At 49.1% G+C, this 13451-nt stretch carries 15 protein-coding genes and 1 pseudogene; 10 read left to right on the plus strand and 6 right to left on the minus strand.

The genetic code is table 11. From position 1 onward, the window contains the following. Positions 1-27: 27 nt before the first annotated feature. Entirely contained in the window at positions 28-399 is a 372-nt protein-coding gene (locus ACTRXG_RS13940) for a YutD family protein (protein ID WP_474285528.1), read from the plus strand. A 28-nt stretch (positions 400-427) separates the two neighbouring features. Here ACTRXG_RS13940 and glpX read toward each other — a convergent pair whose 3' ends face one another. After that, positions 428-1399 (minus strand): class II fructose-bisphosphatase, encoded by a 972-nt coding sequence (gene glpX, locus ACTRXG_RS13945; RefSeq protein WP_474282781.1) that lies wholly within the window; start codon positions 1397-1399, stop codon positions 428-430. Positions 1400-1555: 156 nt separating this feature from the next. Here glpX and ACTRXG_RS13950 point away from each other — a divergent pair, with 156 nt between their 5' ends. The 5 genes from ACTRXG_RS13950 to thrB all read left to right on the plus strand — a co-directional run bounded on the left by ACTRXG_RS13950 (position 1556) and on the right by thrB (position 6234). Next, positions 1556-2014, plus strand: coding sequence for a DUF86 domain-containing protein (locus ACTRXG_RS13950; RefSeq protein ID WP_474285530.1), 459 nt, complete (start codon positions 1556-1558; stop codon positions 2012-2014). A gap of 15 nt (positions 2015-2029) precedes the next feature. Next, positions 2030-2800 (plus strand): TIGR01457 family HAD-type hydrolase, encoded by a 771-nt coding sequence (locus ACTRXG_RS13955; RefSeq protein ID WP_474263778.1) that lies wholly within the window; start codon positions 2030-2032, stop codon positions 2798-2800. A gap of 142 nt (positions 2801-2942) precedes the next feature. Next, positions 2943-4244: a homoserine dehydrogenase gene (locus tag ACTRXG_RS13960; protein ID WP_474285531.1), complete on the plus strand. Its 1302-nt coding sequence runs from the start codon at positions 2943-2945 to the stop codon at positions 4242-4244. Then, positions 4245-5312, plus strand: coding sequence for a threonine synthase (gene thrC / locus ACTRXG_RS13965; RefSeq protein ID WP_474263774.1), 1068 nt, complete (start codon positions 4245-4247; stop codon positions 5310-5312). Then, positions 5305-6234, plus strand: coding sequence for a homoserine kinase (gene thrB / locus ACTRXG_RS13970; RefSeq protein WP_474282775.1), 930 nt, complete (start codon positions 5305-5307; stop codon positions 6232-6234). The genes thrC and thrB overlap by 8 nt, the downstream gene beginning before the upstream one ends. A 69-nt stretch (positions 6235-6303) precedes the next feature. Here thrB and ACTRXG_RS13975 read toward each other — a convergent pair whose 3' ends face one another. Then, positions 6304-6546, minus strand: a complete 243-nt coding sequence (locus tag ACTRXG_RS13975) for a NifU family protein (protein ID WP_022793950.1) — start codon at positions 6544-6546, stop codon at positions 6304-6306. Positions 6547-6729: 183 nt separating this feature from the next. Between ACTRXG_RS13975 and ACTRXG_RS13980 the strand changes: the two genes are divergently transcribed. Then, positions 6730-7056, plus strand: coding sequence for a DUF1462 family protein (locus ACTRXG_RS13980; RefSeq protein ID WP_322526327.1), 327 nt, complete (start codon positions 6730-6732; stop codon positions 7054-7056). Positions 7057-7119: 63 nt separating this feature from the next. On the opposite strand, the gene ACTRXG_RS13985 is transcribed toward ACTRXG_RS13980, so the two are convergent. From ACTRXG_RS13985 to ACTRXG_RS13995, 3 genes and pseudogenes are all read right to left on the minus strand, one after another. Then, positions 7120-8589 carry an alkaline phosphatase gene (locus ACTRXG_RS13985; protein WP_474285533.1) on the minus strand — a complete coding sequence of 490 codons (1470 nt, stop codon included), beginning with the start codon at positions 8587-8589 and terminating at the stop codon, positions 7120-7122. 246 nt (positions 8590-8835) lie between these two features. After that, a complete protein-coding gene (locus ACTRXG_RS13990; protein ID WP_474263812.1) occupies positions 8836-9915 on the minus strand; it encodes an NAD(P)/FAD-dependent oxidoreductase in 1080 nt (359 codons plus the stop codon). Between the two features lie 402 nt (positions 9916-10317). Continuing rightward, a pseudogene (locus ACTRXG_RS13995) lies at positions 10318-10485 on the minus strand (TetR/AcrR family transcriptional regulator); the annotation flags it as partial. Between the two features lie 251 nt (positions 10486-10736). Between ACTRXG_RS13995 and ACTRXG_RS14000 the strand changes: the two are divergent. The 3 genes from ACTRXG_RS14000 (at position 10737) to dapF (ending at position 12146) form a co-directional block, all read left to right on the plus strand. Continuing rightward, the gene (locus tag ACTRXG_RS14000; protein WP_022794141.1) at positions 10737-10973 is read left to right on the plus strand and encodes a YuzB family protein; all 237 of its coding nucleotides are present in this window, start codon (positions 10737-10739) and stop codon (positions 10971-10973) included. Positions 10974-11037: 64 nt separating this feature from the next. Further along, entirely contained in the window at positions 11038-11292 is a 255-nt protein-coding gene (locus ACTRXG_RS14005; RefSeq protein WP_474285534.1) for a hypothetical protein, read from the plus strand. Continuing rightward, positions 11289-12146 carry a diaminopimelate epimerase gene (gene dapF / locus ACTRXG_RS14010; RefSeq protein ID WP_474263766.1) on the plus strand — a complete coding sequence of 286 codons (858 nt, stop codon included), beginning with the start codon at positions 11289-11291 and terminating at the stop codon, positions 12144-12146. The genes ACTRXG_RS14005 and dapF overlap by 4 nt, the downstream gene beginning before the upstream one ends. 36 nt (positions 12147-12182) lie before the next feature. Here the strand turns inward: dapF and mqnE are convergent, their stop codons facing one another. Next, on the minus strand, positions 12183-13280 hold the full coding sequence (gene mqnE / locus ACTRXG_RS14015) for an aminofutalosine synthase MqnE (protein ID WP_474263764.1): 1098 nt from the start codon (positions 13278-13280) through the stop codon (positions 12183-12185). Positions 13281-13451: the final 171 nt, after the last annotated feature.

Consider the following 13451-nt stretch of genomic DNA (forward strand, 5'->3'; position numbering starts at 1 on the left):
CCTGGAAAAACCAGTTCCTCTTTTCGGATGCTGGTTTTTCTTTTGGAAGGGCCAGGCTCAGCAAAGGAGGGGAGCTCATTGATTCAGGTTCAGGGACAGCGTTATGAATTGCTCGAAAACTTTCGGGATAGCTGGAGTGAGGAAGCGTTTAAAGAGCGTTACAGTGAAGTACTGGACAAGTATGATTATGTCGTCGGGGACTGGGGGCATGAGCAGCTCCGCATGCGCGGCTTCTTTGAAAACGACCGTAAAAAAGTCCCCCACGATTTTAAAATCGGTACCCTTGAAGATTACTTGCTGGAGTACTGTAATTTTGGCTGTGCCTATTTTGTATTAAAAAAGGTTCGCCGGGAGCAAAAAGAAGAAACGCAGGAAGAAGCAAAAGAATCAGTAACGTAAAAACCCCCGCGACGGGGGTTTTTGTTTATTATTCTTCAGCGAGAAGGTGGGGTTTGTAGTCAAGGTGATGCTGGGCTTTAATGTAGCGGACAGTACGGGTTTTGGCACGCATGACAATGGAATCTGTTTCAGCAAGATCTCCTCCAAGAAAACGAACCCCGTCCAGCAGTTCACCGCTCGAAACACCGGTGGCCGCGAAGATAGCATCGTCTCCTTTAACGAGGTCAGACAGCTGAAGCACCTTGCTCGTATCCGTAATTCCCATAACTCTGCAGCGCTCTTTTTCTTCGGCGTCTGAGGGTACAAGGCGGGCCTGCATGTCTCCGCCGAGTGCTTTAATAGCGGCAGCTGAGATGACGCCTTCCGGAGCTCCGCCGGTGCCAAGGAATAAATCAATCCCGGTGCGTGGAAGCGCAGCTGCGATGGAAGCTCCTACATCCCCGTCACCAAAGAGTTTTACCCGGGCGCCTTTGGCCCGGACGCGGTCGATGAGCTGCTGATGACGATCACGGTCCTGAATAATAACCGTGACGTCCCGGACCCGTTTGTTGCTTGTTTTAGCAATTGTATCGATGGTAGTCTCGATCGGATCGTCCAGGCGGACATGCCCTGCGGCCTTCGGTCCGACCGCGATTTTTTCCATATACATGTCCGGTGCATGAAGAAGTGTGCCCCGGTCCCCGATGGCAATGACAGCGACAGCATTGGCCCGGCCACTCGCAACGATATTTGTTCCTTCGAGCGGGTCAACAGCAATATCAACCTCAGGGCCTTCTCCGTCTCCCACTTCTTCTCCAATATAGAGCATAGGTGCTTCGTCGAGCTCCCCTTCACCGATGACGACCGTTCCGCGGCAGTGCACAGAGTCAAACATGGACCTCATCGAAGTCGTAGCAGCATCATCCGCTTCTATTTTTCTCCCACGTCCAAGCCACTGAGCAGAAGAAACAGCGGCAGCCTCTGTAACACGTACAATTTCAAGCGCCAGTTCTCTATCCATAAATAGATTTCATCCTTTCCTTTAAGAAGATGCATATGTAAAACTTGCAAAATGCTTAACTATCTTACCATATTTATATGTCGTCTTCAGCGTTGGTTTTATCTGCAGAGGCGGCTAGATATGCTACCATAGAGAAGGAGAAAAGGAGGCAGAGTAATGTATTTTGTAGACCGAAAACAAATTGAGGACCGTCTACAGTATATGGAGCAGCTTGGACGTATATATAAGCAGATCCGGGAGGAAAGGACAGCAGGCACGCAGCTCGCGCTCGAAAGACTCGCGCACGGGTGGATCGAGGCGCTGATAGATGTCGGCAATCAGATGATTGATGGTTTTATTATGAGGGATCCGGGCAGCTATGAAGATATTCTCGATATCCTTGAAGACGAAAGGGTACTCGAATCTGAAGTGATTAGCCGGCTGAAACCGCTGGTAGCATTCCGGAAAAAACTTGTGCAGGAATTTACTGCTATTGACTCCGCCGAAATCAGGCAGGTGCTCGCGGAAGCGGAGCCTTCTGTAGAGAAGGTGAGCCCGTCGGTAAGGAATTATCTCGAGGAGGAGCTCGGACCGGTATCTGCCTTCCTGCCCGAGGAGAAGGACACAAAGGAATAAAGGAGGCGGACGGCCATGAAAAAGTATAAAGCATATTTAATTGATCTGGACGGGACGGTGTACCGGGGCAGCGAACCGATCCCGGAAGCTGTACGGTTTGTGAATCAGCTTCATGATAAAGGTATCCCGCATTTATATATGACCAATAACTCCACCTCAGCCCCCGAAACGGTTGCTGAACGACTGGCAGGCATGGGAGTGAAGTGCGTAGCAGACCAGGTGATGACAACATCACTTGCGACAGCCAGATACTTATATGAGCAGGCACCTTCTGCCAGGGTGTATGTAGTTGGAGAGCAGGGACTTCAGGAAGCGCTGGAGAATTACGGCTTTCATCTTACGGAAACCAACCCGGACGCCGTCGTAATGGGACTTGACCGCAGCATTACATACGATAAACTGAGCAGGGCAACGGTAGCGGTACGGAGCGGTGCTATGTTCATTTCGACAAATGAAGATGCCGCTGTTCCCACCGAGCAGGGCTTTCATCCTGGCAACGGGGCGCTCACTTCAGTCGTTACGACCGCTGCGCAGAAAGAACCGGTGTTTATCGGCAAGCCACAGCCTATTATGGTGGACATGGCGATGCAGGCGCTCGGACTGGCCAAAGAAGAAGTGGCGTTAATCGGGGACAATTATGATACCGATATTCTCGCCGGGATCCGGGCAGGAATAGATACAATTCATGTGAACACGGGAGTTACCAGCAGGGAGGCGGCAGCTGGCAAAGAAATTCCTCCTGCCTACCAGGTGGAAACACTGGCAGAGTGGGCTGATTATCTATAGCTTTTTTTGCTGTAATGGTTGCGAGTTGAAAATAATATCGTTATAATGTCCTTTATAGAAAGACATTTGTTTACCTAAAATAAACATTATATAAATAAAGAATGTAATAAAGGTTTTAGAGGGAGTTAGGAGTGTAGCAGGAATGGAAAAAATTGCCGTAGGTATGCTTGGATTTGGAACAGTTGGAGCCGGTGTGGCTCAGCTGCTTGAAGAGCATAAACAAGAGCTTCAGCACCAGGTGGGTGCTGATGTGTTTTTAAAAAAAGCCCTGGTACGTGATTTGGAAAAACCGAGGACTGGTCAGGTGAGTTTGCGGGAAGACCAGCTGACGCTGGAGGCAGATGACGTGCTCGGCGACCCTGAGATCCACACGGTTGTTGAAGTGATGGGGAGTGTGGACCAGGCAAGAAAGTATATTACCCAGGCATTGCAGCAGGGCAAAAGCGTTGTTACTGCGAATAAAGACTTGATGGCCCTCCACGGGGCAGAGCTGTTAAAAATCGCAGCAGATAATCACTGTGATTTGTTTTATGAAGCGAGCGTAGCCGGAGGAATTCCGGTACTGCGGGGCCTTACGGAAGGGCTTGCCTCCGACCGGATCACAAAAATGATGGGCATCGTGAACGGAACGACCAACTATGTGCTGACGAAAATGAGCCAGGACGACCGTCCTTACCAGGAAGTCCTGCTTGAAGCGCAGGAGCTCGGATTTGCAGAAAGCGATCCTACCGCAGATGTTGAAGGTCTTGATGCTGCCAGAAAAGTAGCTATTCTGGCGAATCTCGGCTTTTCCATGAACGTGGAGCTTGCAGACGTTACCGTTGAAGGCATTACGTCCATTACAACAGATGATCTCGCCTACTGCCGGCAGATGGGCTATACGTTAAAGCTGATCGGCCTGGCTGAACGGAAAAATGGGAAGGTGGAGCTTGCAGTGCAGCCAATGATGCTGCCAAATGACCACCCGCTTTCATCGGTGCAGAACGAATACAACGCTGTGTATATTTACGGTGAGGCAGTAGGAGAAACAATGTTTTACGGCCCGGGAGCCGGAGCGCTTCCAACTGCCACAGCTGTAGTTTCGGATCTTGTCACTTCTGTGCGCAATATGCGTCTCGGCGTCAGCGGCCATCATGTCGGTGAACCGTTGAATGAAAAGCATATTAAGCCGGATAATGAAGTATTTTCGAAATACTTTCTCCGCCTGCACGTGAAAGACGCCACCGGCACCTTCGCAGCTCTCACCTCGATTTTCGCTGAAGAGGATGTAAGCTTTGAACGTCTCGTTCAATGGCCGGTAGAAGGTATGGTGAACACCGCAGAAATTGTCATTATTACGCATACAACATCACTCGATGTATATAAACGGCTTCAAACGGCGTTAAACAGTCTTGATGTTGTAATAGATATTAAAAGCAGCTACCGTGTAGAGGGAGGAAGCTAAATGAGTGCTTGGCAGGGACTTTTAAAGCAGTATAAAGATTTTTTACCAGTAACGGAAAATACGCCGGCGCTTTCCCTGAATGAAGGTAATACCCCGTTAATACCACTTGAACGACTGTCGGAAGAGTGGGGCGTGAACATTCACGTGAAGACAGAAGGCACCAATCCGACGGGCTCGTTTAAAGACCGGGGAATGGTGATGGCGGTAGCGAAAGCGAAGGAAGAGGGAAGTAAAGCTATTATCTGTGCTTCTACAGGAAACACCTCTGCCGCGGCGGCTGCTTATGGTACGAGAGCAGGCCTACGCACGATCGTTGTCATTCCGGAAGGGAAAATTGCGCTCGGGAAGCTGGCCCAGGCCGTTATGTACGGAGCCGAAGTGTTTGAAATCCAGGGCAACTTCGATAACGCGCTCGAAATCGTCCGGAGTATCAGTGAAAAAGAGCCAATCACTCTCGTGAACTCTGTGAACCCTTATCGTATTGAAGGCCAGAAAACTGCTGCGTATGAAGTTTGTGAAGCGCTCGGAAAAGCACCGGATGCCCTCTGTATCCCGGTAGGCAATGCCGGAAACATCACGGCTTACTGGAAAGGGTTTAAAGAGTACCATGAGCAGCACCAGACCGGCCTGCCAAACATGCTTGGCTTTGAAGCAGAAGGGGCAGCTGCCATTGTACGCGGCGAAGTCGTCAAAGATCCGGAAACGATCGCTACGGCTATACGTATTGGTAATCCGGCAAGCTGGGATAAAGCTATCCGGGTGACAGAAGAATCAGACGGCCGCATTGATATGGTAACAGACGATGAGATTGTTGAAGCTTATCAGCTGCTTGCCAGAACAGAAGGCGTTTTTGCAGAGCCGGCTTCCTGTGCTTCTCTGGCGGGACTTAAAAAACAGATCGATAGCGGAAAAATCAAAAAAGGTTCTTCGGTTGTCTGCGTCCTTACCGGAAACGGACTAAAAGACCCGAGTACAGCGATTGATAAAGTGACGGTGAAACCAACGGTTATTCCAAATAATGAAGAAGCATTTATGGAGCATATCAAGGGAGGAGTCGTTCGTGGCTGATAAAAGATTGTCGATCACTGTGCCGGCCAGTTCAGCGAATTTAGGACCAGGGTTTGATTCTGTAGGGTTAGCAGTCAACCGCTATCTTACGCTTTACATCGACCGGGCGGAGGAGTGGGAATTTTTCTCGAAATCGTCCGAGCTCAGCAGCCTGCCAAACAAAGAAAATAATCTTGTTTATCAGGCGGCAACAGCTTACGCCGCTGAATACGATGTGGAACTGTCCCCCTGCCGCGTGGAAATGGTAAGTGATATCCCGCTCGCAAGAGGACTCGGAAGCAGTGCTTCGGCAATTATTGCCGGTATCGAACTGGCAGACGAAATGGCCGGACTGCACCGGTCGAAGGAAGAAAAAATGCAGTTTGCAAGCGGTTGGGAAGGACATCCTGACAACGTTGGGCCATCGCTGTATGGCGGCCTGATCGTCGGTGCCTACGGAGAGGAAAAAACACACGTGATGCACTGCGGTGTGCCGGATGTGGACCTTGTACTTGCCATCCCGGACAGTGAACTTCTGACTAAAAAAGCGAGAGGAGCGCTTCCTTCTGAACTTCCTTACGCCACAGCTATTCACGGAAGCGCAGTAAGTAACGTGCTGGTGGCAGCTATTTTAAAAGAAGATTGGAAAATGGCCGGTGAAATGATGGTCCGGGACGTCTTTCACCATCCGTACCGCGCAGATATGGTGCCTGGTCTGGAGGAAATGCTCAGCGGCATTCGCCAGTACGGGGCCTACGGGGCAGCATTAAGCGGCGCTGGCCCGACTATTCTCTGCTTCGTTCCGAGTGGCAGAGGGGAAGAAGTGAAGCAGGCGATCCAGGAAGACTATCCAGACTTTCGGGTCGAAACAGCCAAGCCGGCTCCCTTCGGTTCAAGCGTACACTATGTTAATCAGCCGGCCGGGGTATCAAGCTCGGTTTGAAATGGAAATGAAAGCATATAAAAAAGCTCAGGGCATTTAACGCCCTGAGCTTTTTGCGGTTACAGTCTATTAAAATACCTGCTCGAGTTCTTTAACTCCCGGCACTTCTTCTAAAAGAGCGCGTTCGATACCGGCTTTCAGTGTAATTGTAGAGGAAGGGCATGAGCCGCATGCTCCCATTAGGCGGACCATAACGATGCCGTCTTCAATATCTACAAGTTCTACGTCGCCTCCATCGCGAAGCAGGAAGGGGCGGAGCTTTTCAAGAACCTCCTGAACCTGTGCATGCATATCTTCTGTCGTTTGTGGCATGTTGATCTCTCCTTTCAATACTTTTATTATAAACCGTAGGGCTGTTATGTTCAAATGTCATCACGTATATATGCATTCTACTATGAACAGATGCTGTTTGACAATCATTATCAACCGGGCAGGAGAAATAGTGAAGAAAGCAAAGGTATAGTATGATATAGAAAAGGGGGCAGGTGTGTGATCATGATAAAAGTTTATGGAGCAGAAAAAAAGTGTCCGAGCTGCGTGAATCTTCCCTCAAGCCGGGAAACGGCAGAGTGGCTCGAAGCTGCAGTGCAGCGAAAGTATCCGGAAAATCCACCCAATGTAGAACATATTGATATTGAAGATCCGGGCTCGGCTTCTGATGCTGTGGCGGAAAAAGTCCGGCAGGAAGAATATTTTTATCCGCTCGTAACAGTGAACGGAACAGTAGTGGCAGAAGGAAACCCACGACTCAAAGCTGTCTACAGGGAAATTGATAAGACGAAAGCGCCGGCCCCGGGAACGACAGAAGAATCAAAGGAATAAAAAGACCGGACGAAAGTTAACGCTTCGTCCGGCTTTTTCAACTGCTGTCACATCCATCGCTGTTTAGCTGTCACCGTTTCCACGGCCGTTTTCCTTGCCATTACTGGTCTGTTCGGCAGAAGCCTCCTCGATAAGCCCTTTAATGTCGGTATTGTCCATATAGCCGGTGAAATGCTCACTGCCGGCGCCGGCAGCAAAGACGGGAACCATTTCCCCGGTGTGTCCGCCGGTGTCACTCTCCGCGCGTATTTCGGTATCAAGCGAGCCTACACTGTAGTGATCAGCAATAATGGAACCAATTTCCCAGCCCACCTGATATTCAGGGTAGACCTCTCCCTCATCGTCTTCAATATTCGCACGGAAGGCTTCTAATTCTTCATTAGTTATATCAATATCTGCGTATTCCGAAAATACCTGCTGAATGCTTTCATCGGTGTATTCATCAGAGTCTTCCCGGGTTTCCAGCTGCTGGGCCATATACTCAGGGGAAACTTCAATATCTTTCAGACCTTCCACATCCATAGTTTCTGTTGCAGACATGCCAAGTGTTTCATGGTCGGAAAGCACAACAACGAGCGTATCATCCCGGTCTTCTGCCCAGGTAACGACCTGTTCGACCGTCTGGTCAAATTCGATCATTTCCTGCCATACGCCGGTAGCGTCAGCCGCATGAGCCGCATGGTCGATGCGGGCGCCTTCAACCATCATAAAGAATCCGTCATCATCCTGTGAAAGCACGTCCAGCCCGGACTCAGTCATAGCCTGCAGGGAAGGCTCTTCGCTGTCGACGTCGTCTTTATCGGTTTTATAGTTCATGTACGAATCATTAAACAGCCCAAGGAGCTTGTCCGGAGTCCCGGCTTCCTCCAGTTCTTCTTCGGTAGTCGCATACTCATAGCCGCTTTCCTGGAAATCATCCACGAGCCTGTCTTCGCTTTCTTCCTCGTCAGCTCCGAAAAATTCACCACCGCCCCCAAGCAGAACATCATATTCTTCTGCGTACTGCTGTTCGGCAATGTCTTCTTCGCTGCCGCGGTCAGCTACGCTTGCGGTAAACGCTGCCGGAGTGGCATCTGTGACCGTATTATTGGAAATAACGCCGACTTTTTTACCGTCGTCCTGATACTGATCCAGAATGCTGTCTACTTCATTGCCGTCTTCATCGACTCCGATGCTCCCGTTATTTGTTTTCGTACCGGTAGCGATGGCGGTGCCGGCCGCGGCTGAATCAGTTACGTTGTTATCGGCGGAGTAGGTGCTGGTCATACCAGTATGTTCAAGAGACTCCATGAACAGTTCGCCTTCCTTGCCGTATTCAAGCATGGAAGCAATCTCCATCTGACCCATGCCCATGCCATCTCCCACCATTACGATGACATTTTCCGGGACGTCGTCCTTAGCATTTTTACTGCTGTTTTCAGCTCCGTTGTCATTGGCATTATCATTTGCTGAGCCATTTGCGTGAAGAAGGCTTCCTGAGCTGATAACCATTCCTGCGAGAACCCCGACAGTTAACTTTTTTGAAAAATACATGCTGACCCTCCCATGATAATTCATAACTTTTGATATTTTTTGAAATTTTAGTTAATAATAAATGGGTCCGAAGAAACCGTCAACAGCGTTATATCTATTTCAGCCAAATATACTTTTAATTTTCTAAATTTTTCATATTATATATGATAATTTAATTAGTAGAAATCAATGGCTGTCTGCGGATATAAAAAAGGATCTGCATCACGGGGCAGATCCTTTCTTGTGAAACATGAAATTATTTTTTTATTATACGCCGGAATGGTTTTTGTACATCCAGAGCACACCGCTTTTTAACAGACGGGCAACGCGGCCGGTAACTGCTGCTTTAGCAGTGCCGCCCATCACTCCGAAGCCGTGCTTTTTGCCTAACGATCCGAGAGTACCTTTAAGCTTGATCTCAGGCATCGTTTCCGGAAGCGGTTCGTTCTTCCATCGTTTTTTCATAATCGTGGCGATCTGTTCTGCCTGGCCCTCGGCAAGCTGGGCACTTGGGGCGTGAGGCAGGCTGGCACAGTCCCCGACGATAAAAATATTTTCATCGTTTGTCAGATGATGGTGGGGGGTTAAGATGATGCGCCCCTTCCGGTCTTTTTCCGTATTAAGCTCGCGAATGATTTTGTTGGGCTGGATGCCTGCAGTCCAAATAATCGCTTCGGACTGGATCCAGTCTTCATGGTTGTACAGGCCTTCCGCTGTCACAGTGGTGATATCGGAATTACTGATGACTTCGACGTCATGCTTTTCAAACCAGTTCTGCACATAGTTGCTGAGCCGCTTCGGAAACATTGGAAGAATGGTTTCTCCGCGGTCGAACAGGCGTATGTGAAGATCTGAGCGGCTCTCCCGCAGTTCACTGGCCAGTTCTACGCCGCTTAGGCCCGCGCCTACGATGCTGACTGCTGCTTTTGGCGGAAGGTTACTGATAGCTTCGTATGTGCGGCGTGTTGCTTCCATGCTTTGAATGCTGTAGGAGTGCTCTTCTGCTCCGGGAACCCCGTGAAAGTTGTCGACCGAGCCAAGCCCGGCAACGAGCTTGTCGTATGGAAGCGAGGAAGAATCGGACATGATCACCATCTGATTTTCCATATCGATATGGTCGATCGTGCCAAAATGAATTTTTAAACGGGAATGATCCGGAAACGGAACGCGCACCTCGTGGTCAGATTCTGTTCCGGCAGCGAGTGCGTAGTATTCCGTTTTCATACAATGGTACGGAAGTTTGTCCACTAATGTAATGTCAACATCCTGGGGGAGGTCGCTGCCGAGCACGCGCTGAAGAAAGCGCATCCCGCCGTAGCCTCCACCTAATACGATAATTTTTTCCATTGTTTCTTGTCCCCCTTTGAGTAGCATGCTGTCTATGCCCGCGTGGACCAGCTGCATAAAATGATGAAGTAGTTCTTCCCGATCGGTTTCAGCTCCGATGGATAGCTGATAGTAAAAATAGCTGTTAATAATATGTGCCCATCGATTCGAAGAAATGGAAGGGTCTATTTCCTGCTGGCGGACACCGCTCTCAAGGAGCTGTTCCCACGTGCGAAGCAAAGCACTGTCATGCTCGACCACATGCCGCCAGATGTGCCTGGTGAGGGAAGGATTCAGGTGAAAGTCCCCCAGGAAATACCCGGCATAGGCACGAATACGGGAAGGAAGTGTCATGCGCTGAATTTTATACGTCTGCATGTATTCCTGCACTCTGAGCAGCCGGTCCTCTGCGAGTGCACGCATGATCGACTCTTTTGTAGGGAAGTAATTGAAAAAAGTCCCTTTGGCGACTTCGGCTGAAGCCGTAATTTCCTGCACAGTCGTCTGTTCAAAGCCCTTTTCCTGAAATAAATGCACGGCAGCCTGCAGAATGCGGGAACGTGTCTGCTCTCGTTTTTCCGTTCGTTTCATAGAATCCCCCTCTGCGCAGCTGAAAGCATTTGCAAAAATAAAAAAGTTACAATAGAGAGAGAACGATTCGGTCGTGCAGCCATTAAAAATGACTGCGGTCAATTTTGATTATAGAGAGGTACAGCTGCTTTGGCAACCAATTTTAAAAATATCAAACAATTTTGTGAACGGGATATTCAAACGAATTGGTTGACGCAGCGGCCGCAGACGACTAATATAAACTCGTATAACCCGGGAAGAGGTGATGAAAGGTGAGGCCAATTATTGAGTTTTGCATGAGTAATTTGGCGAACGGCTCTCACGGGGCAATGGAAGAACTTGAAAAAGATCCGAATCTGGATGTTATTGAAGATATATGCTTAGGCTACTGCGGCCGTTGCTCTATGAATATGTACGCACTTGTGAACGGGGAGCCGGTAGAAGGGGAAGATGAAAAAGACCTTCTTGCCAATATTTATACTCATCTTGAAGAAAACCCAATGTTTTAATGCAAAAGCGTCTTTCTGCAGAAGGAAAGGCGTTTTTTTCTCAACGTTTAAAGAGGGGGAAAAAATGGATATTATTCCTTTTGAAAATACATGGCCATATGACAAAATAGGTGAAGATATTTATATTAATGAATGCCCGTACTGCGGAACCAGAAATATATTAACAGCGATGAAAGTAAAAGATTTAGAATGGGCAAAAGAGGAAATAAAAACATATATCAATATGCCGTGCTGCCATACACGCATGCATATTGTATTTGCAGATGAAGATTACTTATGGACGACAGAGCCGCTGAGACGAAGGGAGAGAAGGTCATGAGATTTACAAAAATGCACGGGCTTGGCAACAGCTACATTTATGTCGACGTATTTGAAGAAACGCTTGAAGAGCACGAGCTTCCAAGGCTTGCCCGGCAGGTAGCCGATAAAAATAAAGGGATAGGTTCAGATGGGCTGATTTTGATCGGGCCGTCGACGCATGAAGACGTGAAAATGCAGGTGTTCAATGCTGATGGATCGGAGGCGAAAAACTGCGGGAACGGGCTGCGCTGCACAGCTAAGTATGCTTACGAGCATGGTTACGTCAACAAAGAGCGTTTTACGATCGAAACGCTTGGAGGAACGATGAAAGCGACCGTTCATCCGGACAATACCGGTCAGACCGTCAGCCTGGTAACCGTCGATATGGGAGCTCCGGAATTTGACTGGGCCCAGGTTCCCGTCAAAGAGTCCGGAGAGGGAGAGCTGTCCCTTGAAGCTGCAGGCCGGTCGTGGCAGCTGATGCCTGTATCCATGGGCAACCCGCACGGAGTCATTTTTGTGGATGACACAGAGCAGGCACCCGTGGAAACTGCCGGGGCGGAGCTTGAAGCACACGAAGCCTTTCCGGAAGGGGCCAACATTGAGTTCGTGCATATGCGCCGCAGTGATGTGATGGATTTTAGAGTGTGGGAGCGAGGTTCCGGTATTACCCAGGCATGCGGAACAGGTGCCTGTGCAGCCGTGGCAGCTGCAGTGGCAGCTGGTAAGAGTGAAAAAGACAAAGAGGTTACTGTGCATCTTCCCGGAGGTGACCTCTATATTACGTGGCAGTCATCAGGAAATATACTGATGACGGGAAATGCTGAGGTTATCTGTACAGGTGACTATGAAACAAGAAGGGCATCAATATAAACAAAAAGAGAGCGGGCGCCCGCTCTCTTTTTACGTCTAATAGGATTTAACAATGTTATAGAAGGTATCCCGTTCCACAGGGGTTTTTCCGGCTGTTTTAATTAGGTGGATCAATTCCTTCCGGGTGATCCCTTGGGAAGTCAGCGCGCCGACAGAATGAGAAATTCGTTCCTCGATCAGTGTGCCGTGAATATCGTCGGAGCCAAATGTGAGTGCCATCTGGGTCAGCTGGGCGCCGATATTAATCCAGTACGCTTTGATGTGATCAAAGTTATCAAGCATCAGCCGTGAAATTGCTATGGTTCGCAGGTCATCAAATGCGGAGGTGCGCTGGTGCAGGCCGGCATCGAGCTTGCGGGGCTGCATGGCGAGCGGGATAAAGACCATGAAGCCATTGGTTTTGTCCTGCAGGGCACGGACGCGGTCCATATGAATGAGCCGTTCCTCCTTCGATTCAATCGACCCGTACAGCATTGTGGCGTGCGTACGCATGCCAAGGTCGTGAGCGAGCTCGTGAGCTTCTAGCCATTCAAACGTCGTCGCCTTGTCCGGACTCATTTTCGCACGGTAATTCTCTGTAAGAATTTCAGCGCCGCCGCCTGGAAGCGTATCGAGTCCTGCCTTTTGCAGCTCTATGAGGACTTCGCGCATGCTGATCCCTGCGTGACGGGCAAAGAATTCGATTTCGGCTCCTGTGTAGGCTTTAACCTTCGCCTGTGGGTAATGCTTTTTCAGCACGCGGACGGTGTTTAAATAATACTCAAACGGCACGTCCGTGTTGTGACCGCCAACGATGTGAAATTCCCGGATGTTGTCATTCCAGCGTTTTTCCACGTATTCAAGCAGTTCTTCTTCATGCATTGTATACGCGTTTTCTTCGCCGGGTTTGCGCTTAAATCCGCAAAACGAGCAGCTCGCTTCGCATACGTTGGTCGGGTTGATGTACATATTTTCGATAAAATAAACGTTATCCCCGTTTTTTCTTTCGTTCACCTCATTTGCCAACTGGGCCACGGTTAACAGATCTGCTGTTTCATAGAGATAGAGGCCGTCTTCAATGGATAACCGTTCTCCTTCTCGGACTTTGTCGGCAATGCGCTGCATGTCGGCGTCGCGATTCAAGGTGATCGCCATATTAATCCTTCCTTTCCGATGTACAAGAAATACTGTAAAGTTCAGCGGTTCTGCAGGCAGCTTCCGTACCGCCGTGCAAAACCTTATCTGCTGTATAGGTATATAAAAGGTATGCTGCCAGGGAAAGACATCAAGCTAACAAGAATTTCCGGGGCTCAGTTTCTTATTATA

Source organism: Marinococcus sp. LNSP9103-4 (assembly GCF_056034345.1).